Annotated in this window: 18 protein-coding genes; 9 read left to right on the top strand and 9 right to left on the bottom strand. The window is 69.7% G+C overall.

The features are described 5' to 3' along the window. Positions 1-14 precede the first annotated feature (14 nt). Positions 15-1,643 carry a GMC family oxidoreductase gene (locus H4281_RS16240; RefSeq protein ID WP_182891756.1) on the bottom strand — a complete coding sequence of 543 codons (1,629 nt, stop codon included), beginning with the start codon at positions 1,641-1,643 and terminating at the stop codon, positions 15-17. A gap of 115 nt (positions 1,644-1,758) precedes the next feature. Between H4281_RS16240 and H4281_RS16235 the strand changes: the two genes are divergently transcribed. The 4 genes from H4281_RS16235 (at position 1,759) to H4281_RS16220 (ending at position 8,815) form a co-directional block, all read left to right on the top strand. Beyond that, positions 1,759-6,828 carry a leucine-rich repeat domain-containing protein gene (locus H4281_RS16235; RefSeq protein WP_182891755.1) on the top strand — a complete coding sequence of 1,690 codons (5,070 nt, stop codon included), beginning with the start codon at positions 1,759-1,761 and terminating at the stop codon, positions 6,826-6,828. A 250-nt stretch (positions 6,829-7,078) separates the two neighbouring features. Continuing rightward, positions 7,079-7,288 carry a CbtB domain-containing protein gene (locus H4281_RS16230; RefSeq protein WP_182891754.1) on the top strand — a complete coding sequence of 70 codons (210 nt, stop codon included), beginning with the start codon at positions 7,079-7,081 and terminating at the stop codon, positions 7,286-7,288. Positions 7,289-7,313: 25 nt separating this feature from the next. Continuing rightward, the gene (locus H4281_RS16225) at positions 7,314-8,153 is read left to right on the top strand and encodes a CbtA family protein (protein WP_182891753.1); all 840 of its coding nucleotides are present in this window, start codon (positions 7,314-7,316) and stop codon (positions 8,151-8,153) included. After that, the gene (locus tag H4281_RS16220; protein WP_312872125.1) at positions 8,150-8,815 is read left to right on the top strand and encodes a (2Fe-2S)-binding protein; all 666 of its coding nucleotides are present in this window, start codon (positions 8,150-8,152) and stop codon (positions 8,813-8,815) included. Before H4281_RS16225 ends, H4281_RS16220 begins: the two co-directional genes overlap by 4 nt. Before the next feature lie 5 nt (positions 8,816-8,820). On the opposite strand, the gene H4281_RS16215 is transcribed toward H4281_RS16220, so the two are convergent. Next, a complete protein-coding gene (locus H4281_RS16215) occupies positions 8,821-9,393 on the bottom strand; it encodes a DUF3558 family protein (RefSeq protein WP_182891751.1) in 573 nt (190 codons plus the stop codon). Positions 9,394-9,549: 156 nt separating this feature from the next. Between H4281_RS16215 and H4281_RS16210 the strand changes: the two genes are divergently transcribed. The 4 genes from H4281_RS16210 (at position 9,550) to H4281_RS16195 (ending at position 13,470) form a co-directional block, all read left to right on the top strand. After that, positions 9,550-9,744, top strand: a complete 195-nt coding sequence (locus tag H4281_RS16210; RefSeq protein WP_182891750.1) for a hypothetical protein — start codon at positions 9,550-9,552, stop codon at positions 9,742-9,744. 64 nt (positions 9,745-9,808) lie between these two features. Further along, on the top strand, positions 9,809-10,555 hold the full coding sequence (locus H4281_RS16205; RefSeq protein ID WP_182891749.1) for a hypothetical protein: 747 nt from the start codon (positions 9,809-9,811) through the stop codon (positions 10,553-10,555). Next, on the top strand, positions 10,540-11,013 hold the full coding sequence (locus H4281_RS16200) for a nuclear transport factor 2 family protein (RefSeq protein ID WP_220507300.1): 474 nt from the start codon (positions 10,540-10,542) through the stop codon (positions 11,011-11,013). Before H4281_RS16205 ends, H4281_RS16200 begins: the two co-directional genes overlap by 16 nt. A gap of 84 nt (positions 11,014-11,097) precedes the next feature. Beyond that, positions 11,098-13,470 carry an HAD-IC family P-type ATPase gene (locus tag H4281_RS16195; protein ID WP_182891748.1) on the top strand — a complete coding sequence of 791 codons (2,373 nt, stop codon included), beginning with the start codon at positions 11,098-11,100 and terminating at the stop codon, positions 13,468-13,470. Between the two features lie 2 nt (positions 13,471-13,472). Here H4281_RS16195 and H4281_RS16190 read toward each other — a convergent pair whose 3' ends face one another. The 7 genes from H4281_RS16190 to H4281_RS16160 form a co-directional block, all read right to left on the bottom strand. Beyond that, on the bottom strand, positions 13,473-15,290 hold the full coding sequence (locus H4281_RS16190; protein WP_182891747.1) for a DUF4236 domain-containing protein: 1,818 nt from the start codon (positions 15,288-15,290) through the stop codon (positions 13,473-13,475). A gap of 58 nt (positions 15,291-15,348) precedes the next feature. Then, positions 15,349-15,618, bottom strand: a complete 270-nt coding sequence (locus H4281_RS16185; protein WP_182891746.1) for a DUF1918 domain-containing protein — start codon at positions 15,616-15,618, stop codon at positions 15,349-15,351. A 249-nt stretch (positions 15,619-15,867) separates the two neighbouring features. Then, the gene (locus H4281_RS16180) at positions 15,868-17,343 is read right to left on the bottom strand and encodes a serine hydrolase domain-containing protein (RefSeq protein WP_182891745.1); all 1,476 of its coding nucleotides are present in this window, start codon (positions 17,341-17,343) and stop codon (positions 15,868-15,870) included. Next, positions 17,340-18,152 (bottom strand): amino acid ABC transporter permease, encoded by an 813-nt coding sequence (locus H4281_RS16175; RefSeq protein ID WP_182891744.1) that lies wholly within the window; start codon positions 18,150-18,152, stop codon positions 17,340-17,342. Before H4281_RS16175 ends, H4281_RS16180 begins: the two co-directional genes overlap by 4 nt. Continuing rightward, the gene (locus tag H4281_RS16170) at positions 18,149-18,787 is read right to left on the bottom strand and encodes an amino acid ABC transporter permease (RefSeq protein ID WP_182891743.1); all 639 of its coding nucleotides are present in this window, start codon (positions 18,785-18,787) and stop codon (positions 18,149-18,151) included. Before H4281_RS16170 ends, H4281_RS16175 begins: the two co-directional genes overlap by 4 nt. A 13-nt stretch (positions 18,788-18,800) precedes the next feature. After that, positions 18,801-19,721: a transporter substrate-binding domain-containing protein gene (locus tag H4281_RS16165; RefSeq protein WP_182891742.1), complete on the bottom strand. Its 921-nt coding sequence runs from the start codon at positions 19,719-19,721 to the stop codon at positions 18,801-18,803. A gap of 14 nt (positions 19,722-19,735) precedes the next feature. Continuing rightward, positions 19,736-20,482 carry an amino acid ABC transporter ATP-binding protein gene (locus H4281_RS16160; RefSeq protein WP_281390390.1) on the bottom strand — a complete coding sequence of 249 codons (747 nt, stop codon included), beginning with the start codon at positions 20,480-20,482 and terminating at the stop codon, positions 19,736-19,738. A gap of 94 nt (positions 20,483-20,576) precedes the next feature. Between H4281_RS16160 and H4281_RS16155 the strand changes: the two genes are divergently transcribed. Then, the gene (locus H4281_RS16155; RefSeq protein WP_182891741.1) at positions 20,577-21,449 is read left to right on the top strand and encodes a MurR/RpiR family transcriptional regulator; all 873 of its coding nucleotides are present in this window, start codon (positions 20,577-20,579) and stop codon (positions 21,447-21,449) included. The last annotated feature ends 474 nt before the right edge of the window (positions 21,450-21,923 follow it).

Raw genomic sequence — 21,923 nt, 5'->3', positions numbered from 1 at the left:
GTCTCGCGCTCCCGTCAGTTGCCGGAAAGGACCAGCTGCGCGCCCATTTCGCCGATCATGATGCAGGGCGCGTTGGTGTTGCCGCCGGTGATCGACGGCATGATCGAGGCGTCGCAGACCCGCAGCCCGTCCACTCCGCGCACCTTGAGGTCGGGCCCGACGACGGCGAGGTCGTCCACGCCCATCCGGCAGGTGCCGACGCCGTGGTAGACCGACGTCGCGCGGTTGAGGATCGCGTCGCGCAGTTCCTGGCCGCGTAGGTGCTTGCCCGGGTGGATCTCCTCGTTGATCGAGCCCTTGAACGCCTTCGACGCGAAGATCTCCCGCACCATCTCGGATCCCTCGCCGAGCACTTCGAGGTCGGACGGGTCGGAAAGGTACTGCGGGTCGATGAGCGGCGCAGCGGACGGATCGGCCGAGGCGAGCCGGATCGTGCCGCGGCTCTTCGGGTAGATCAGCGTGGTGAGCACGGTCAGCGCAGGCCGCTTGTCGACCGGATGCCGGATCGGCGCGTCCTGGTTCGGCGACACGTACGCCCACGGCAGCAGGTGCAGCTGCAGGTCCGGAACGTCCGCGGCCTGCGACGTCTTGAGGAACGCGAGCGCCTCGAACACCGAGTTCGCCAGGAACGTCGAGCCCGGCTTGAGCAGTTCGCGGGCCATCCCGCGGGCGAAATACGGGGCGGTGCCCTTGTTCTTGCACGACGAGACCTGGAACGTCAGCGCGTGGAACATGTGGTCGTGCAGGTTGTCGCCGACCGGCAGATCGGCGAGCACGTCGATGCCGTGCTCCTTCAGGTGCTCGGCGTGCCCGATCCCGGACAGCATCAGCAGCTGCGGCGACCCGACGAACCCGGCGGCGAGGATGACCTCCTTGCCCGCCCGGACCGTGCGGCGCTTGCCGTTGGCGTCGGTCACCTCGACGCCGGTCGCGCGGCCGTTCTCGATCACCACTTTCCGCACGAACACACGGGACTGGATCTCGAGCGTCCGGGGCGCGAGGTGGTGCAGGTAGCCGCGCGAGGCGCTGTAGCGGAGGCCGTCGGCAGCGTTCTGCTGCATCCGGCTGACGCCCTCCTGCGACTGCCCGTTGTAGTCGTCGATGATGTCGCAGCCGATCGCGTCGGCCGTCGCGTCGAGGAACTGCAGCGTGCCTTCCTGCGGGATCTTGTTGCGGGTGATCTTGATCGGCCCGCCCGCGCCGCGGAAGGCGTTCTCGCCGTCCTCGAAGTCCTCCATGCGCTTGTACGCGGCGTTGACGCTGTCGGCGTCCCAGCCGGTGTTGCCCTCGGCCGCCCAGGAGTCGAAATTCGCCCGGTTGCCGCGGACGTAGACCATCCCGTTGACCGAACTGGAGCCGCCGAGCACCTTCCCCCGCGGCACCGGCATGCGCCGATCGAGAACATGTTTCTGCGGTACTGAGTAGAAGCCCCAGTCGCTCATTTTCTTCAGCTGCGGCACCGCGTGCAACGGGGCCACGAGTCCCGGCTTGCGCAGCAGCAGCTGCTCGTCGCTCTTGCCCGCTTCGAGCACGATCACGCTGGCCCCGGACTCCGCGAGCCGCCCGGCGACGGCAGCCCCCGAGCTGCCCGACCCGACGACCACGTAGTCGGCTTCGCTGCTCCGGGCCACCCTGGCTGCCATGTCCGCTCCTCGTCCCGCGCCCCGCCGAAACTGTAACCTGTTCTAGTTCAGGCACGGTATAGCTTTCCCGCTCGCCGCGCAACGCCTCGCGCGCGAACCTGATTGACTTGCCCCCATGGGGACCGAGGAAGCGAACCGCCGCATCGACGCCGCGCTCGCCGCCGGGGAGACGACGCTGGATCTGCGCGGGCTGCACCTGACGGAGGTGCCGGTCCGGGTCGCGGAGCTGGACGGTCTGGAGAAGCTGGTTCTGGAGGACAACTTCCTGCGGGAGCTGCCGGAGTGGTTGGCGGAGCTGCCGCTGCGGGAGCTGAACGCACGCCGGAACCGCCTCGCCCAGCTGCCGGAGCGGCTCGGCGAGATGGGGAGCCTGCGGAGCCTGGAAGTCGACCGGAACCGGCTCGCTGCCCTGCCGCGGGCGCTGGCCGGGCTCGACCTGACCGAACTGTGCGTCTCGGTGAACCGGCTGACGCCGCCGGAGTGGATCGGCGGGATGACCAGCCTGGAAGCCCTCGACCTCGGCACCTGCCGGCTGACGGAGGTCCCGGAGTGGGTGCGCGGCCTGCCGAACCTGGTCCGGCTCGACCTGGACGGCAACCGGCTCGAAGGGCTCCCGGACTGGCTCGGCGAGCTCTCCGGCCTGGCGAAGCTGTACCTGCACGACAACCTGCTGACCGAACTGCCGCGCTGGCTGCGGGGCCAGCCGCTCGCCGAACTGTTCCTCGACGACAATCCGCTGGCACGGCTGCCGGATTGGCTGGGCGAGCTGACCGGCCTGCGGGAACTCGGCCTCGCCCGCCTGCATCTGGCCGAGGTCCCGGAATGGCTCGCCGGACTGGACCTCCTGGCCGAACTCGACCTGGACGGCAACCGGCTGACCGCACTGCCGGACTGGCTCGGCGACCGGGGAAACCTGACCGTGCTCGACGTCGCGCGGAACCGGCTGCGCACCGTGCCGCGGCTGCCGTCCGGGCTCCGCGGGCTGAATCTGGCGTCGAACCCGCTCCGGGAGCTTCCCGCGCATCTGGCTGACCTGACCGGTCTGACGATGCTGACGCTCAGCGACCTTGCTCTGGCCAAGATTCCCGGGTGGGTTCGCGGCTGCACGGGGCTGACCCTGCTGTACGCCGACCAGAACGAGCTGACCGAGGTCCCGGACTGGCTCGGCGAGCTGACCGCGCTGGAAGCCTTGTGGCTCAACGACAACCGGCTGGCCGAGCTGCCGGAGTCGCTGCGCGGCCTGGCCGCTCTCCGCCGGCTGCACCTCGGCGGCAACGTCCTGCGCGGACTTCCCGAATGGCTCGGCGACCTGACCGGCCTGACCACGCTCGGCATCGGCGGCTGCGGACTGGCTGAGCTGCCGCGGTGGCTGAGCGGGCTGACCGAGCTCGACATCCTCTGGCTCCACAACAATCCGCTGCGCGAGCTGCCGGGCTGGTTCGCCCGGCTGGAGAACCTGGTGCAGCTGCGGCTCGACAACACCCGCTTCGCCGAACTTCCGGAGCAACTGGGCGATCTTGCCCAGCTCACCGCGCTGTACCTCGACTTCCTGCCGATGGCCGAACTGCCGTCGTGGCTGCGCCGGACTGAGCTGACTGAGCTGAGCATCGGCAACTGTGGGCTGGAGTCCTTGCCCGAGTGGTTCGGCGAGCTCTCCTCGTTGCAAGTTCTTCAGGCGTCCTCGAACCAGCTGACGGAGCTTCCCGCCTCTTTTGACCGCTTGACCGAGCTGACTGAGCTGCGGATGAACTTCAACCGTCTCGCCGAGCTGTCCGGTCCGTCGGTCCGTCTCCGCGTTCTTTCCGTTCGCGGCAATCGAATCGCGGAGCTCCCGAGCTGGGTGCGGCAATGCCGCGATCTCCGCGAGCTGTTCGTCGGGGGCAACCGGCTCAGCGGGGCGCCTGCTTGGCTGGAAGATCTCACCGCGCTGACGAAACTGGAACTGTATCGCAGCGATCTCAGGACGATTCCGGAGTTCTTGCGAGGCCTGCGCCATCTCGAGCTGCTCGACGTGTCCGGCAACGAGATCGCGAAGCTGCCGGGCTGGTTTCCGGAGCTCGCGAGCTTGACCGACGTGCGCATGGACGACAACGAGCTGGCTGTCTTTCCCTCGGAGCTCGCGGAGCTGAAGAATCTGACGTCCATCGCGGTACGGAACAACCAGCTGACGGAGCTGCCGGGGTGGCTCGGTTCGTGCCAGGCGCTGGCCGAGCTGTGGATCAGCACGAATCCGCTGCACCATCTGCCGGGCGTGGTGCGCGAACTGACCGGTCTCGCCATGCTCGAGTTCGACAACATCGGAATCACCGAACTGCCCGCGTGGCTGGCTGAACTGACCGGACTGCGCTACCTGTCGGCTGACGGCAACTCGCTCGACGTGACCGCCTTCGACTTCAGCTGGCTCGCCGGGCTCCGTACTCTGCACCTGGCTCGATGCTCGCTCAGCGAGACGCCGGAAACGCTGGCGCAGCTCACCAGCCTGAGGGTTCTCGGACTCAGCAACAACGAGCTTTCTTCGATTCCCGAGTGGCTGACCGGCTTCGCGGGCCTCACCAACCTGTCTTTGGACGGCAATCAGCTCGGCGAGCTTCCGGCGAGCATCGGCGCTCTGGCCAAGCTCAGGTGGCTGCGAGCAGGCCGGAACGACCTCGCGGACCTGCCGGAAAGCCTGACTGACCTGGTCAGCCTTGAAACCCTCGACCTGTCGGTCAACCACCTGCGAACCCTCCCGGATCACTTCGGCAAGCTCGTGAACCTGAGCACGTTGTCTCTGGCGGAGAACATGCTCACGAGGCTCCCGGAGTCCCTGGGGAACGTCGCGGGTCTCCGCAGCCTGGATGTCCGCGGCAATGAACTCTCGTACCTCCCGGAAAACTTCCCACGCCTGGAACGCCTGGACACCCTCCTCCTCTCCGACAACGAGCTCTACAGTCTCCCCGCCGCCCTCGCCGAACTGCCCAGGCTCACCACCCTCAGCGTCTCCGGCAACCCTTTCATCAGCCCGCCCCCGGAAATCACCGCCAGCGGGTCCGAATCCGTTCTCGAATTCCTCCGCGAACGGGAACGCGGCAGCACCGCCCAATGGGTGTCCAAACTCCTCGTCGTCGGCGAAGGCGGGGTAGGAAAGACCTCGCTCGTCCGCGCGCTGGCCGAAGACCCGCACGACCCGGAAGAGCCCTCCACCCACGGCCTGCTCGTCCGCGACCTTCCGCTCCGCCACCCGGACTTCGACCTGCGGATGCGCTTGAGCACCTGGGATTTCGGCGGCCAGCAGATCTACCACGCCACGCACCAGTTCTTCCTCACCAACCGCTCCCTGTTCGTCCTGCTGTGGAATTCGCGACTCGGCTGGGAACAGGGCAAACTGCATTACTGGCTCGACATCATCACCGCCCGCGCGCCGGAATCGCCGATCGTTCTCGTGGCCACGCACATTCACGGACGTCCGGTCGATCTTCCGCTCGCCGAATTGCGGGCGAAATACCCGAGAATCGTCGCGAGCGTGCACGTGGACAACGCGGCCAGGGACGGCATAAGTGAACTCCGCGACCTGCTCGCGCAGCACGCGGCGGACCTGCCGCTCATGGGTTCGGAATGGCCGACCTCCTGGCTGAAGGCCGCGGACGCGGTGCGGGCGGTGCCGGAGAACCACATCACGGTCAGCCGGATGTGGCAGATCATCGCTGAAGCGGGCGTCACCGGCGCGGAGCCGAGCCGGTTCATCGCGCGGGCGCTGCACGAGCTCGGCGACATTCTCTACTACCCGGAGGATCCCGAACTGCAGGACACGGTCGTGCTGCGGCCTTCGTGGGTCAACGACTACATCAGCCGCGTGCTGGACAGCGACGAGGTCGCCGAAAAGCACGGGCTGCTCACGAGAGAACACCTGACCGCGCTCTGGCACGATCTCGACAAGGGGATCCGCGATCATTTCCTCGGGATGATGGACAAATACGATCTGTCCTACCGGGTCGAGTCGAACGGCGGGGGAGACCTGAGCCTGGTCGTCGAGCGGCTGCAGTGGAATCCGCCGGAGTACGAGGGGCAGTGGGCGGCCGCGCGGGAGAACGCGCGGCAGATCAAGGTCATCTATCAGCTCAACACGATGCCGCCGGGCATTCCGACCTGGTTCATCGCGCGGTCGCACCGGTTCAGCCGCAATGTGCACTGGCGCACCGGAGCGCTGCTCGGGCACCGCGACGGCCGCCACCTCGCGCTGGTCAGCGCGGACCGGCAGCACAACACCGTCGAGCTGACCGTGCGCGGGCCCTCGCCGGTCGGGTTCTTCATGGTGCTCGACGAGGGCCTCAACCTGACCCTGGAACGGTTCCCCGGCCTGGACATCACGCGCCGCGTGCCGTGCCGGTGCGAGCCGGAGTGCCCGGAGCTGTTCGACTACGAGAACCTCCGCGCCCGGCTGGAGCGCACGCCGCCGAGGCACGAGATCGAATGCCACCGCTCTGGCGAGCAGGTTTCGGTGCCGGAACTGCTGTTCGGCCTCGCCCCGGCGGAGCGGGACTCGACGCGCGCGTCCATGGAGCGGCTGACGCGGACCGTGGAGCAGTTCGGCGAGCGGCTGGAGGAGCAGAGCGACTACCACCAGCGGATGTTCCTGCGCCTGCAGCGGCTCGCTCAGCAGCAGCAGGAAGCGCGCTGCCCCAGCGTGTTCGCGGTCGTCCCGGCCGGGCGGCGGCGGATCACCGGCTCGCCGTACGAGATCCACCTCTACTGCGAGGAACCCGGTGCCTGGCATCGGCTGGACGGCGACAAGGGCGTGTACTCGGTGGCGCAGCCGCGCGAGTGGTTCGTCAAGCTCGGGCCGTACCTGGAGCACCTCATCCGGGTGCTGAAACACGCCGCGCCGCTGGCCGGACCGGTGCTCGGGGTGGCCGCGGGCGTGCTCAACGACCAGCTGAAATCCGACTGCGACCTGATGAAGGAACTGGCCGCGCAACTGCCGAAGGAACTGCACCGCGAGCGCGTCCTGCCAGGCGCGGAGCGGCCGGAGGACGACCTGCCGGAGTCGCACGCGAAGACCGACGCCGACTTCCGCGCGCTCAAGGCGATGCTCGGCAAACTCGACCCGGACGAGGAATGGGGCGGCCTGTCCCGCTACGACACGCCGGAGGGTCTCACGCTCTACCTCTGCCCGGAACACCTGGCCTTCTACCGCGACCCCGCGTGAGCGGCCTTGCTCCGTTCGGTGCGACCCCGCGCACACTGGCTGCGCAAACCAGGCGATAGCGGACACCCCGGACCCTCGGGCGATTGACGACCGGCCGGACACCGCCGTACCGTGCTGCTCGCGCGACGGCTTCCCGAAGCCGGTGAGATTCCGGCACGGTCGCGCCACTGTGTGCCCATCCCGGGCGAGTCAGGTCGAGGAGCCGTCGTCAGGTCCACCCGCAAGGGACGCGTCATCCCGAAGGAGAGCCATGGCCACCATTCCGGCCGACCGGTCCACCCCGGTCGTCTTGCCCGTGTCGAAAGCCGCTTTGCTGCTCGGCGCCACCATCGCCGGCGCGCTGCTGCTGTACTACTTCATCGGCGTCGACCAGGGCGCGGTCTCGATCTTCGGCAGCGACACCCACGTGCACGAGTTCGTCCACGACGCGCGGCACTTCCTCGGCTTCCCCTGCCACTGACGCGCCCGGAACGGACAACCGAACAATGCAGAACAAGCTGATTCTGCGCGGCCTCCTCGCCGGAGCGCTGGGCGGAGTGCTGGCGTTCGTCTTCGCCCGGGTCTTCGCCGAACCGCTGACCCAGGCGGCGATCGACTACGAATCCGGCCGCGACGAGGCGCAGATGGCGCTCGACAAGGCCGCCGGGATGCCGAGCGAGCACGAGGGCCACGAGATTTTCAGCCGTGCCGTGCAGGGCAACCTCGGCATCGGGCTCGGCATGGTGCTCTTCGGAGTCGCCATGGGCCTGCTGTTCGCGGTGACCTACACCGTGCTGCTGGGCCGCGTCGGCCGGATCCGCGCGCGGGTGCTGGCGGTGCTCGTGGCCGGGGCCGGATTCCTGTCGCTGTACCTCGTGCCGTTCCTGAAATACCCGGCCAACCCGCCGGCGATCGGGCACGAGGCGACCATCGGCGCGCGCACCGGGCTGTACCTGACGATGGTCGTCGCGTCGGTGCTCTTCCTGGTCGCGGCCGTCGTCGCGGGCAAGCGGCTCGCTCCGAAGCTGGGCAACTGGAACGCGACGCTTGTCGCGGGCGCCGGGTTCGTGGTGCTGTGCGCGCTGCTGATGGCACTGCTGCCGTCGCTCGGGTCGTTGGCCTCCAACGTCGCCGAGTATGGCCCGCAGACCAGCGAAACCCCGCTGCCGCTCAAGGGTCCCGACGGCCAGATCGTGTACCCCGGCTTCCCCGCCGACACGCTCGTCGCGTTCCGGCTTTACTCGGTGCTGGCGCAGGTCGTCCTGTGGGGGACCATCGCGCTCGTGTTCGGCCCGCTCGCCGAACGCGTGCTGGACCGCGGGCGCGCGGTTACCGTCGAGGCGTGAACCCGCTGACCGGACTGGGCCCGTTCTTCGCCGTCGACACGCATTCGGCGGCCGAACCGGCCCAGCCGTGGCGTCCTTTCGCCGAAGTCCTGGACGACGGCCCGGTGCTGCGCGAACGAATCGCGCAGAACCGGGCCGTGCTCGGCGGCGATTTCGTGGAACCGCGGGTCGCGGCGTCGATCGCGCATCTCGGGCTGGCGGCTCGGATCATCTCGCCCGCACTGGGTCTTGCCGTCGGTGCGGGAGCGGTGCCGGATTACTCGACGGCGTGGTGGCAGCCGAAGCTCGGTGGAGCGTTCCCGTTGTCCCTAGGGGAAAGCGAGCCGGTTGAGTCCGATGTGGTCAGTGCGTTCGCTGCACGGGTCTTGCGCGGGCCGTTGGCTCGGCTGGACGAGGCGATGGCGCAGTTCTCGCTGGCGCGGAACGTCCGGCGAGGGAACGTGGCGTCGGCGCTCAACGGGGCGGTGACGGTGCTGCGATCTGAACGTCCAGAGTGGACTGACCGGGTTTCCGGAATTGTCGCCGCACTGGAGGAATTGCCGGAGCTGGCCGGTACCGCGACTCGGGAAAACGGTCGATTCCGCCGTCGCAGCTGCTGCCTGTTTTATCGGGCGACACCGGATCGCGACGGACCGAAATGCGGGGATTGCGTGCTGGCCTGAACCGGTCAGGGCGCGCGGTTGGCTTGATAGGCGATCATGATTCCGGCGAAACGGTCGGCCTCGTAACAGGGATCGCTGTAGGCGTCGAGTTTCGGGTCGGTCGCCGCGACGGTGACGTTGAGCAGCGTGTCGTCGGCGACGCCGGTTTCGACGGTGCACTGGCCGTCGCGGTCGTCCCGGTGGATGCCCGGATAGCTGTGCACGAAGACCGGCGCGAAGCCCGGGACGGTGGCCCGGCGGCGGTAGAGGGCTTCCAGCCCGCCGGAGGCGGTGTCGACGGAAGCGATGTAGGTCAATGCCTTCGTGTCGTGGGGGATCCAGGTGCAAGCGGTTTTCCCGGCGGCTGGAGCGGCCGTTCCCTGGTTGTTGACGAAGAACATGACCAACTGGTCGTGGGTCATCAGGTCGCAGGGTTTGGCCGTGAACCGCGTCAGGTCGAGCGGGGCGTCGGGGAGCGGCGGCGACAGGCGCGGCGGAGGCGGCGGCGCGGACGAGCAGCCCGCGGCGCCGAGAAGGAGCGCGAGCAGCAGTCCCGCGCGGAGGCCGCGGCCAGGAGGCACAGTTTTGGTCGGCGCCACGGAATTGAGCATAGCCGCATTTCAAAGCTATCGGTTTCCCGCTGAAAGGCCGCAAAAGACCGTTTTGTGTCCCCGAATTCCGAAAATCTCCCAGTGAACCTGCAATCGAGAGCTGTGCGGGGAACACTGGCGAAGGAGAGCGTCGGGAGGTTTGTCGTGCGGAGGAACTACTGGACCTACAGCGCCGGGCTGCTCGTCGCGTGGGGGCTCGTCTTCCTGCTCGCCGGACTGCTCCGCGGCGGACACGAAGTGCGGGTCGTGCTGCCGGTGTTCGGCGGTTTCTGCATCGGCTGGGTGAGCACGACCATCGCGCGGTACGTCTACCCGCCGCCGAAGCGGTGGCTGAGCTGAACCACGTCCCGGTCGCCGGGACGATCGCCGCCGCGGCGCTGTCGTGGTCCATAAGCTCGGCCCGGTGTTCTCCGAACGAGTGTTCTTCTCCTTCGTCGCACTGGCCGACCCGGCGCGGAAACGCGAGTACAACGAGTGGCACCAGCTCGATCACCTGCCGGAGAACCTGCGACTGCCCGGCGTCGCGCACGGCGATCGCTGGGCGCGGACCGGCGACGGCACCGCGAGTCCGGAGCTGGCCGGCGTCGACTACCTCGCGATGTACTGGTTCCGCCCGCCGTACGAGCAAAGCGTGGCGGAGTGGCGGAAGCTCGGCGAGGACTCCTTCCAATGGGGCCGCGGACCGCTGATCCCGGGCGTGCAGCGGCCGTTGCTGGGGTTCTTCACGCCGGTACTCGGGTACGTCGCGCCGCGAGTCCGGCTGTCCGCGGACGCGCTGCCGTTCCGGCCGAACCGCGGACTGCACGTCACCGTGACCGAACTGGCCGAACCACACGGCGGCGAGGCGCACGCGCAGTTCGCCTGGCAGGACCGGACCCGGATTCCCGAGCTGCTGGCCTGCCCGGGCGTCGCCGGGGCCTGGACGTTCTCCTTCCTCGGCAGGCAGCGGCACTCGACGCTGAACATCGGCTCCGGAGAGGACCGCGCGCCGGGTTCGCTGCGGGTCCGGCTGCTCTACCTGGACGAGGATCCGGTCGAGGCGAGCCGCGAGATCGCCGAGCGGGAGAAGGAGCCTGCGCCGCATCCTGAAGCCGAGCGGGTCCTGCTGTCCGGACCGGTCCGCACGATCGTTCCGTGGCGGGACTGGTGATCCCCGTGGCGGAGTGGGCCGCGCTGCACGATCTCGTGCACCGGTACGCCGCGCGCGTGGACGAGCGGGATTTCGCGGGCGTCGCCCGGCTGTTCGGCGGTGACGGGGTGCTGGCGCTGCCGAATCCGCCACGCGACTTCGGCCCGGTCCGGGAGCACCGCGGTCCCGAAGGCGTCGTGGCCGCTTTGTCCGTGCTGGAAGAGGTGCCGTTGACCGCGCACGGCATCACCGGCGTCGTCTTCGACCCCGGCGACGGCCCGGCAAGCGCACGAGGACGGATTACCTGCGTCGCCCACCACGTCAGCCCGCGCGACGGCCGATTCGCCGATGCGGTGTGGCACCTGCATTACCTCGACCGCTACGCGAAGACCGGCGGCGAATGGCGGTTCAAGCGCCGCGAAGTGCACCTCGATCTGATCGAAACGAGGGAGGTCCGCGCGACCCGCCTCGGCCGGTGACCTGCGCTGAGTCACCCGAACGGGTGGACCCGCCGGGGGCGGCGGCGTGACGGGTTTGCCCGGAAACTGCGTAAGGTCGAACCCATGCCAGGGGACGACGGCCTGCTCACGCAGGACAGCACGCGCGGGCTCACCGCGGCCGAGGTGGCCGAGCGGGTCGCCGCGGGACGGACCAACGACGTGCCCTCGCGCACGAGCCGCAGCGCGTGGGAGATCGTCCGGTCGAATGTCTTCACCCGGATCAACGCGATCTTCGCGGTGCTCGCGGTCATCATCTTCTCCACCGGCTACCTGCTGGACGGCCTGTTCGCCGGGGTGATCGTGGCGAACAGCGTCGTCGGCATCGTGCAGGAGCTGCGGGCGAAGCGGACGCTGGACCGGCTCGCGATCGTCGGACAGGTGCGCCCGCGCGTGCGCCGAGACGGGGTCAGCAGCGAGCTGGCCCCGGAGGAGGTCGTGGCCGACGACGTGATCGAGGTCGGCGCGGGCGACCAGGTGGTGGTCGACGGCGAGGTGCTGTCCGCGGACGCGCTCGAGGTCGACGAATCGCTGCTCACCGGCGAGTCGGACCCGGTGGTGAAGCGCGCGGGCGACCCGATCATGTCCGGCAGTTTCGTGGTGGCCGGGAACGGCGCGTACCGGGCGACGAAGGTCGGCTCGGAGGCGTACGCGGCGAAGCTGGCCGAGGAGGCGGGCCGGTTCACGCTGGTCGATTCGGAGCTGCGGAACGGGATCGACAAGATCCTGAAGGTCATCACGTACCTGCTGGTCCCGGCGGGCGCGCTGTCGATCTACAACCAGCTTTCCGGTTCGCAGCAGCTGCCCGACGCGCTGCGCGGGATGGTCGCGGCGCTCGTCCCGATGGTCCCGGAGGGCCTGATCCTGCTGACGTCGGTCGCGTTCGCGGTCGGCGTGATCCGGCTGGGGCGGCGGCAGTGCCTGGTCAACGAGCTGCCCGCGATCGAGGGCCTGGCGCGCGTGGACGTCGTCTGCGCGGACAAGACCGGCACGCTCACCGAGAACACGATGCGGCTGTCCGAACTGCGGCGGCTGCACGAGGCGGGCGAGGCCCCGGAGACCGTGCTGGCCGCGCTCGCCGCCGCCGACCCGCGGCCGAACGCCAGCCTGGTCGCGATCGCCGAGGGCTGCCCGGACGCGCCGGACTGGACGCCGACCGCCGTGGTGCCGTTCTCGTCGGCGCGGAAGTGGAGCGGAGCGGCCTTCGGCGAGCACGGCGACTGGGTGCTCGGCGCGCCGGACGTGCTGCTGCCCGCCGAATCGGAGGACCGCGCGGAAGCGGAACGGATCGGCGCGCAAGGCCTGCGGGTGCTGCTGCTCGGCCGGGCCGCGAACGCGGTCGACGCGCCGGACGGGCCGGGCAAGGTCACGCCGGTGGCGCTGGCCGTGCTGGAACAGAAGATCCGCGGCGACGCGCGCGAAACGCTCGACTACTTCGCCGCCCAAGGCGTTGCGGTGAAACTGATTTCGGGCGACAACGCGGTGTCGGTCGGCGGCGTGGCCCGCGCGCTGGCCCTGCCCGGCGGCGAGGCTCCGGTCGATGCGCGGACGCTGTCCGAAGAGCCCGGCAAGCTGGCCGACGAGCTCGAAGGGACCGCCGTGTTCGGCCGCGCGACGCCCGCGCAGAAGCGGTCGATGGTCGCGGCGCTGCAGGCTCGCGGCCACACCGTCGCGATGACCGGCGACGGCGTCAACGACGTGCTCGCGCTGAAGGACGCGGACGTCGGCGTCGCGATGGGCGCGGGCAGCCCGGCCACCCGGTCCGTCGCGCAGATCGTCTTGCTGGACAACGCTTTCGCGACCCTGCCGCACGTCGTCGGCGAGGGTCGCCGGGTGATCGGCAACATCGAACGCGTCGCGAACCTGTTCCTCACCAAAACCGTGTACTCGGTGCTGCTGGCGCTGATCGTCGGCGTGCCCGGGCTGATCGGCCTGGACGCGATGCCCTACCCGTTCCTGCCGAGGCACGTGACGATCGTCGGCTGGTTCACCATCGGCCTGCCCGCGTTCGTGCTCTCGCTGGCTCCGAACAACGACCGCGCGCGCCCCGGATTCGTCGGCCGGGTGCTGCGGATGGCGATCCCGGCCGGGGTCGTGATCGGGGCCGCGTCGTTCGTCTCCTACATCCTGGTCCACCCGGGCCACGCGACCACCGACGCCGCGCAGATCCAGGCGAGCACCACGGCGCTGATGACGCTGATGGCACTGGCACTGTGGGTGCTGGCGGTGGTCGCGCGGCCGTATACCTGGTGGAAGGCCGCACTGGTCGCGACGATGGCGGTGGTTTCGGCGCTGATGTTCCTGCTGCCGTGGACGCGGGAGATCTTCCAGCTGGACCCGGGCAATACCGGGTACACGCTGACCGCGGTGAGCTGCGCGGCGGCGGGCCTGGTGCTGATCGAGGCCGGGCGGTGGATCGGGAACCGGATCGGGAAATAACGTCACCGCGGGACGGGATCGGCCTTCGGGAGCCGGAGTTCGAGCTGGAATCCGCGCGCGCCGTGGGTGATGAACGCTTCGCAGCGCGGGGCGCCGGTGACGAGATGCCGGTAGCGAGCGCTCATCGCGGCGGTCAATTCGCCGACGCGCTGGCCGTCGAGCCGGACCTCGATCGCGTAGGAACCCTTGTGCTTGCCACTGGACACAGTGGACGGTGCGAGCTCGGCGGCGACGATCGTGCGCAGCGGGCCGGAGTGGTAGTGCCGCAAGGTTTCCTGGTGGTTCTCCTCCTTGGTGACGGTGACCGTGCGCTCCGGCGTCAAGAGATCGGCCTCGGTGACGAGGTTGGCGATCTCCAGCGCGTCCGGGCCCGCGAGGTGCAGGTACATCCCGTAGCGGCGGCCGTTTCCGCCGCCGGTGATCCGCGCCGGGCAGGTCCCCGCGTAGCCGGCATCGCCGAGCGCGCGCAGAACGGGCTGGTAGCTGCGAGCGTCCGAACGGGACAGATAGCCGACTGTTTCCGTTCCGGCGGGGTGGATCGCGGCTACGCGGACGGCATGGAGGTCGTGCGGGTTCCGCGGTTCCGGCACGAGGAGCGCGACGGCCGGGAGATGCTGGTCGAAGCGGTCGCCCGCGGGCATTCCGCGCGCCGCACGCCGCAGCGCCGGCTGGTAATGCGCTTCGCCGACGATCGAGATTCGCCCGTCCGCTGACAACCGCCGCCGGGTCAGCGGGGCGGCTGGCGCGACCTGGATCCGGTCGGGTTCGGGTGGCGTCACTGCCACCGGCGGCGCGATGGGCGCGGTCATCGCCCGCAGCGATCCCGCCAGCGCCGAGCTGGCTCGCGGGGTCGAGAAGTCGAAGGTCGCGCGGTAGCCGTTCGGCCCGGAAAGCCGCAGCGATCCGTATTCGAGGACGGGGAGCCGCCGGTTGTTCTTGTACCGTCGGTCCGGCCCGCCCTTGACGTTCACGTACTGCCAGGTGTGCTCGACGACCCGGGAATCGCCGGGCACCGAACCGCTTTCGATGAACCGCTGGACGTCCGCCTCGATCCGCAGATCCGCGTAGCGGACGTCGGCGTAGTGCTTGCCTTCGCGCAGCAGGACCCGGTCGGGCAGGAAGTAGGCCGCCCGGTGGCCCGTGGCGAGCGACGGGACGGCGATGTTCGCGGACAGATGCGGCGGGCCGCCGATGCCGCGGTCCAGCGAATGCCGCTTGACCAGCGCGGACGCTCCGGCGTTGACCTTGTGCTGACGGGTGGTCGACAACGCGCCCGACGCCACGACGTGCCATGCCCGCCGCGCTTCCCGCACTGGTCCGAACGCGTCGACCAGTCCCTGGAACCGCCGAGCTTCCCCGGCGTCCTGCACGTCGTAGAACACCACAACCGTCCGTCGGATCCGGTCCTTGAGGAACACCCAGACGGTGAGCGGGACCCCGGCCAGCAGCGTCCACGGCGACGCGCCCGCGAGCGCCAGCGCGAGCACCAGGACCCACGGCCACCGACGCATCGACCGCGCCGCGTCGTTGAGCTGGCTGACGAACTCGCTGGAATCGGCGGCCGCCATTTCGAGGGTGGTCGCGCCGGTGATGTCGGCCATGACGACGTCGCTCGCGGGCAGCAGCGGCGGTGCGCTCGGGGCCGTCGAGCGAGTTGTCGCCCGATAGCTGACCAGACCGCCGCCGAGCGTGACGTAAGCACCGCGCGGACCGGCGCCGACCCGGAACCCGGGCACGCCGACGGACGCGCCAAGCCCGGCCCGCGACATGCTCACCCGCAGCGGGCCGACCTTGACCCTGGTACGCAGATAGAACGACATAGGCGACCTTCGACCGACGGAATGTGCCCGGTCTGGATCGCCGTGCGTGCGCTGACTGTTACGCGCCGGCCGAGAGGTGCTGCTGCAACGCTCCCAGCCCCTCGACCCGCTCCCGGTCGCGCGCGTCCTGAGCCGCCAGCTCCTCCTCGGTCAGCACGATCGCGTCCGGACCCGGGAACACCGTCGAGTCGTGGTCCGCGCCGAGCCAGCGGACGGTGAACGGCAGGGCCCCGTCCGGCGAGCCCACGGCCGTGATGCGGCCCCGGTGCTCCGGCACGTCCACGTGGATTCCCTTCACGACCAGCCAATCTCCGCGCTGTGCGTGCATGGTTCCTCCTCTGCGGGGTGACGTCGCCTGGAGCGATACCTCACTGGGCCGGGTGCGAAACCTCGAAGTAGTCCGATCAGGGGCAGCAAGTGACTTTTCGTATCGGATCGGCTTGGCCGCGGCGGGATCAGTGCGCGCGGCATCTCGGCTTGCCGCACGAACTGGCCGGTGGCGGAGTTCGCCCGGGAGCACCTGAGCGAACCGGCGGCGGGCTGCCGGTGTGGGACGCGGCCGACCGGCTTCGGCGGCTTACGCGAGCTTGGCAGTGACCACCGGACGCTCGGTCGGCCCGCTGTTCACATTCGTCCGACGGTGCCAGCGCAACTGGCCGTCGCCGAACTCGATGGTGACCGTGTCGTGGAACGGCGACTCCACGAAGTACCAATCCAGCACCAGTTCGCCCGGAGAACGCCACTGCGCGGCAGCGAGGACTCGCGTCGATTCGGCCTGGTACGAGTGGTGCAGCTGCCAGGTGGTCACACTCGTGTCCGACTCGACCCAAGTGGACAGTCCACAACGGACAGAATGACGGCCGCGATCGTCTTCCAAGGTCACGACCAGCACGTCGTCGTCCGCAGTGAACGAGATCGCCGAGATTTCGTCCGCATTGGACTCGCACTCGTACCGCCGGCCGTTCAGCTCAACGGTGGCCGGCGAAAGCGCGGGAGCGGCAACCGTGAGTTCGGCGGCCAGCGCAGCATCAGCTGCCGGGGAAGGCGCACCGGAGAAAGCGGGCACCAGCAGGTCGTGCACCAGACCGGACAACAGCCGGTGCTTGCCGTGCGTGATGCTCCCGGTCGTGACGACTACCGCGTCGTGCTGGGGGAGTACGAAGACGTCCTGGCCGAACATCCCGGACGCCCGGTATCCGCCGTCGGCGTCGAGCCACAGCTGGTATCCGTAACCCTCGGGGCGCTCGTCCGCGTCGGTGGAGGAAACGGGGACGAACTCGGCACCGTTCCAGCTTCCGGCGTCGGCGTTCTGAACGTGCCACGCGGTGGCCTCGCGCACCCATCCGGCGGGCAGGATCCGGTCGCCCTGCCAGAGGCCGTCGTGCAGGTGCAGCACGCCCCACTTCAGGAAGTCGATGCTGCGCAGGCTCAACCCGTTCCCGCCGGAGCAGATGCCTTCGGGGTCGGTGTCCCAGCTGTGCCCGGCGAAACCGAGCGGCTCGAATAGCCGCGGCTGAAGGTAATCGAAGACCGATTGGCCGGAGGTCCGCTGGACGATGGCGGACAGCATGTGCGACGTCGCGCTGGAGTAAGTGAACGCCTTGCCCGGCGGAAGGTCCACGGGGGTGCGCAGGTATTCCCGCACCCAGCTGGTCTTCAGCAGCCGCCAGGTCTTGCCGGACAGGCCGACGCGGTGGCCGGTCCGCATGGTCAGCAGGTCTTCGACGGTGATCGCGCGCAGGTGCTCCGACGCGTCGGACGGCACGAGTTCCGGGAAGAACGAAACCAGACGGTCGTCCAGCCGCAGCAAGCCCTCGTCGAGAGCGAGGCCGAGCGCGGTGCCGACAAAGGACTTCGTCGCCGAATGTGTCGTGTGTGGACGGTCGGCGCGGTACGGCCACCAGTAGTGTTCGAAAGCCAGCTTGCCCGACCGGTAGACGAGCAGGCTGTCGAGCGAGATCCCGTCGGCGGTCAGCCGGTGCAGGAAGCCGCGCACGCGTCGGGCGTCGAGGCCCGCGCCGGACGGGGCGGCGGAAGGGAAAGCAGAGGTCACGAAGGCTCCCGGACGAGTGTTTTCTTGCGGTTCGCGAGCCGTTCGGCGACCCGCGAGAGGGCGATGTTGACGACGATGTAGAGCAGCCCGGCCCCGACGTAGGCCTGGATGAAGTCGCCGCTGAACTCGCCGAGCACCTTGCCGTTGCTGAGCAGTTCGGCGATGCCGACGACGTAGCCGAGGCTGGACTCCTTGATCACCCGCACGGTCTGGCTGATCAGCGCGGGCGCGAGCGCGCGGGCCGCTTGCGGGAGCACGACGAACGTCATGACCTCCCAGTGCCGCAAGCCGATCGCGTGCCCGGCCTCGCTCTGGCCGCGGCCGACAGCGAGGATCCCGGCGCGCACGATCTCGGCGAAGATCGCCCCGGCGTGCGCGACGATCGCCAGCACCAGCTGCCAGAAGATCGGCACCCGGACGCCGAGGATCGGCAGCCCGAACATGAAGAAGAACAGGATCAGCAGCAGCGGCATCGCGCGGAAGAACTCGATCGTCCCGGCGGACGGCCAGCTCAGCCACCGCTTGCGGCTCAACCGGCCGAGCGCGAGCAGCACGCCGGTCACGACCGACAGCACGGTGGACACGAGGCCGGCCAGCAGCGTCATCGCCAAGCCCCGCAAGAGGAACCGCAGCATCGCGCCGTCGGCCAGGATCGCCCAGCGGGCCGGGTCGAGCTGGCCGGAGGCGCCGAGCCGGACGAGGACGAGGGTCAGCAGCCCGAGCAGGACGAGTCCGCACAGGATCGAAACGGTGCGCAGCCGGGCCTTGGCTTTCGGGCCGAGCGCGTCGAAGAGGATGTCGTCGTTCACCGGAGCACCCGGACCTTTCGCTCGACGAGCCGCACGACCCCGCTGACCGCCAGGTTGATCACGAGATAACCGCAGGCCGCGACGGCGAAGGCCAGGATCGGTTCGGCGGTCTCGAGGTTGAAGGAACGGGTTTCGAGCGTCAGTTCGTCCACGCCGACGGCCGCGCCGAGCGCCGAGCCGAGCGCGGTGTTGATCAGGATCGTGCCGAGCGGCTGCACCATCGCGCGGAACGCTTGCGGCAGCAGGACGTCGAGCACGACCCGGCGGAACGGCAGCCCGATCGCCCTGGCCGCCTCGACCTGCCCGCGATCCACCGCGCGAATGCCGGAACGGATGGTTTCGCAGACGTACGCGCCGAAGTAGATGCCCAACGCGAGCACGAGACACCAGAACAACGGAATCAGCACGCCCGCGTCGGGCAGCCCGAAGATGAGCAGGACGGCGATCAGCAGCAACGGCGAGTTGCGGACGAGGTCGACATACAGCCGACCGGCGGCGCGCAGCGGCCGCACCGGGCTGATCCGGCAGATCGCGACGACGCAGCCGAGGACGAGCGCGAGCGGGAAGGCGCACGCGGTGAGCAGCAAAGTGGTGGTGAAACCGCCGAGGATTTCCCCGGCGTGACCGGAAAGCACGGGTGGTCTCCCTTCAGGAGCCGGGGACGGAGCCGGGCGCGGGCGGCTCGGGGGCGGGACCGGACACGAGCGGGCCGACGGTCTGCTCCCACAGCCGCCGCCAGCTCCCGTCGGCGGCGATGCGCCGCAGGAACTCGACGACGATCTGCTTGAACGCCGGATCGTCCTTCGGCAGCCCGATGCCGAACGGGCTGCTGCCGTACGTCGCGGGCGTCATCCGCAGCCGCGCGTCGACCGCCGCTTTGCCGAGCAGGATCGCGGTGTTCGCCGACCAGGCTTGAACCCGGCCTTGCCGGACCGCGGCGGCGCACTGGCTCGATTCCTCGAACACCACCGCGCGTGCCTGCGGACACGCCTTCCTCAGCGCTTCCTGCGCCGCGCCCGGCTGCACCGCGACGTCTTTCCCGGCGAGATCGCGCACGGCAGTGATCTGCGGACCGTCCGCGCCGACGACGACGCCGGAGCGCGCGACGTAATACGGCCCGGCGAAGGAAACGAGCCGCGCCCGGCTTTTGCTGATCGTGTAAGTACAGACGGCGACATCGACGGATCGGTTCTGCAGGATCGCTTCGCGCGTGTCGGCGCCGCCGGTGATGGTGTCCACCTCGGGCGTGCCGAGCAGATACTTGGCCAGCAACTGGGCGATCCCGATGTCGAAGCCGGTGATCTTGCCGGTCGCCGGGTTCATCATGCCGAACCCGGGCGTGGTCACCGAACCGGATTGCCGCAGCACGCCTTGGCCGCGGATCCGGCGCAGCGTAGGCGTTTCCGGCAGGTCGGCGCCGACCGGACCGCGTGCGACGGCGTCGGACTGGTCGAGCGTGGCGTACGCGGGATTGCCCGCGGTTCGGGTGGTCCCGCCGCTGCAAGAGGCGAGCAGCGGAACCGTGCCGGCGGCGAGCAGCGCGGTCCGGCGGGAGAGGAGAGCGGACATGAAGGCCTCCAGGCTCAGTGGCTGAGCACGCGGGCGAGGAAATCGCGGGCGCGTTCGGTCCGCGGCGAGCCGAAGAAGACGTCCGGTGCGGCGGATTCGGCGATCCGGCCGTCGGCCATGAACACGACGCGGTCGGCAGCCTTGCGGGCGAAGCCCATCTCGTGGGTCACCACGATCATGGTCATGCCGTCGGCGGCGAGCGCGGTCATCACGTCGAGCACCTCGTGGATCATTTCGGGGTCGAGCGCGCTGGTCGGTTCGTCGAACAGCAGCACACGCGGTTCCATCGCCAGCGCGCGGGCGATCGCGACCCGCTGCTGCTGACCGCCGGACAGCTGCGCCGGGTACTTGTCGCCGTGCGCGCCGACGCCCACCCGCTCCAGCAGTTCGTCGGCGCGTTTCCGCGCGTCGGCGCGGCTGAGCCCGCGCACGCGGACCGGGCCGAGCATCACGTTGTCCCGCACGGTTTTGTGCGCGAAGAGGTTGAAGGACTGGAAGACCATGCCGACGTCGGCGCGCAGCCGGGCGAGGTCCGCGCCCTCGGCGGGCAGCGGGCGGCCCTCGATCTCGATCGAGCCCTCGTCCGCGGTCTCCAGCCGGTTGACGCAGCGGCACAGCGTCGATTTCCCGGACCCGGACGGGCCGATGACCACGACGACTTCGCCGCGCCGGACGTCGAGGTCGATCCCGGTCAGCACCCGGGCCGAGCCGAACGACTTGCCGACGCCGCGCAGCCGTACCAAGGGCTGATCTGTGCTCATGAGCGCTCCTCGTCGAGCCGGCGGGGTAGGGTTCACTACCAACGGAGAACCCTCCGGCATCTTGTAGTAGCCACTACGTCCAGTCAAGGGTGTCATGTCCACTACTTATCTCGGCGGCGACCATTTCGACGACCACGTCCGCGCCCGGCTCGACGACCTCAAGCCCGCGGAACGCCAGGTCGCCCGGTTCATGCTGGCCAATCCGAACGAGGTGCTGTTCTCGTCCGCGGGCGACCTCGGTGCGGCGGCCGGGACCAGCGACGCGACCGTGGTCCGCACCGCGAAGGCGCTCGGGTATTCGGGGCTGCCGGAGCTGAAGCGCCACCTCGGCCAGACGTTCACCGCACGCACCGAGCCGACCGTCCGGCTGAGCGCGGCGATGGAGAACCTCGGCTCGACCGGTTCGCGCCAGATCGACCGGGTGATGGCCGACAGTGCCGAGCGGCTTCAGGAAATGCAGCGCCAGCTCGCGCCGGAAGCGGTCGAGGAGGCGGCGCGACTGCTGCTCGACGCGCGGATGGTGTTCACCTGGGGGCTCGGGCTCTCGTCGGTCTGCGCCGAGTACGCCGCGTTCCGCCTCGCGCGCCGCGGCCTGGTCACCCGGCACTGCGACGACACCGGGTTCCGGCTCGCGGACGCGTTGCTCCCGTTGAGCGCCGACGACGCGGTGCTGGTGTACGTCCCGGCCCGGCAGAACCGCGACGTCGAGCTGATCCTGCGCTACGCGGAGGAGGTCGGCGCGGCGGTAGTGCTCGTGACGAGCCAGCTGTCCGCGGACCTCGAATCGCGGGTCCGCGTCGTGCTGCCGGCTCCGGATTCCCCGACGAAGTTCACCGGCGAAACCCTGACCGCCTCGATCGTCACCGACATCCTCGCGCACACCATCGCGGGCCGGGAGCCGGACCGCGCGAAGGCGTCCGCGGACCTGCTGACCCGGCTCCGGGCGGACCTCGGCGAGCGGAAGTAGCGCCCTCGTGAGCGGCGATGTCCTGAGGCTCGCCAGCCGGCGGGAACCGGCATCGCCGCTCACGAGGCCCGGCCGACCTGCCCTCGCGGCATCCCCGCCTGCTGGCCTGCTCTCGGAACGTGTCCCGTCTGCTGGCCTGCCCCTCGGAACATCTCCCGTCTGCTGGCCTGCCCTCGCGGCATCCCCGCCTGCCGACCCGCCCTCGGAACATCTCCCGCCTACCGCCCGCGCCTGCCTTCCGCGACTGCTCTCCGTCCCTGCCGTCCGCCGCGCCATGGCATCCGCGCTGTCCCGGCCCGTGCGCCGGTGCACGCCTCGTGAGTGGTTATGCCGGTTAGAACCGGCATAACCACTCACGACCCCCCCCTCGCCAGCCGCAGCAAGGTTCACCCGCCGCCCGCCTCGCATGCCGTGCCGCCGCCCGCCTCGCCATGCCGCCTCGCCATGCCGCCACGCCATGCCGTGCCGCCCGCG

The organism is Amycolatopsis dendrobii (genome assembly GCF_014145675.1).
Classification (GTDB): domain Bacteria; phylum Actinomycetota; class Actinomycetes; order Mycobacteriales; family Pseudonocardiaceae; genus Amycolatopsis; species Amycolatopsis dendrobii.
Note: the sequence above shows the minus strand (reverse complement) of the source record. Positions and strands in the feature narration are given on the sequence as shown.

What these genes read in the sequence shown, in the direction of transcription:
- H4281_RS16225 (WP_182891753.1), top strand. Translation starts at nt 7,314, where the DNA reads ATGCAGAACAAGCTGATTCTGCGCGGCCTCCTCGCCGGAGCGCTGGGC.
- H4281_RS16165 (WP_182891742.1), bottom strand. Translation starts at nt 19,721, where the DNA reads ATGTCCGCTCTCCTCTCCCGCCGGACCGCGCTGCTCGCCGCCGGCACG.
- H4281_RS16230 (WP_182891754.1), top strand. Translation starts at nt 7,079, where the DNA reads ATGGCCACCATTCCGGCCGACCGGTCCACCCCGGTCGTCTTGCCCGTG.
- H4281_RS16185 (WP_182891746.1), bottom strand. Translation starts at nt 15,618, where the DNA reads ATGCACGCACAGCGCGGAGATTGGCTGGTCGTGAAGGGAATCCACGTG.
- H4281_RS16235 (WP_182891755.1), top strand. Translation starts at nt 1,759, where the DNA reads ATGGGGACCGAGGAAGCGAACCGCCGCATCGACGCCGCGCTCGCCGCC.
- H4281_RS16190 (WP_182891747.1), bottom strand. Translation starts at nt 15,290, where the DNA reads ATGTCGTTCTATCTGCGTACCAGGGTCAAGGTCGGCCCGCTGCGGGTG.
- H4281_RS16195 (WP_182891748.1), top strand. Translation starts at nt 11,098, where the DNA reads ATGCCAGGGGACGACGGCCTGCTCACGCAGGACAGCACGCGCGGGCTC.
- H4281_RS16155 (WP_182891741.1), top strand. Translation starts at nt 20,577, where the DNA reads ATGTCCACTACTTATCTCGGCGGCGACCATTTCGACGACCACGTCCGC.
- H4281_RS16240 (WP_182891756.1), bottom strand. Translation starts at nt 1,643, where the DNA reads ATGGCAGCCAGGGTGGCCCGGAGCAGCGAAGCCGACTACGTGGTCGTC.
- H4281_RS16160 (WP_281390390.1), bottom strand. Translation starts at nt 20,482, where the DNA reads ATGAGCACAGATCAGCCCTTGGTACGGCTGCGCGGCGTCGGCAAGTCG.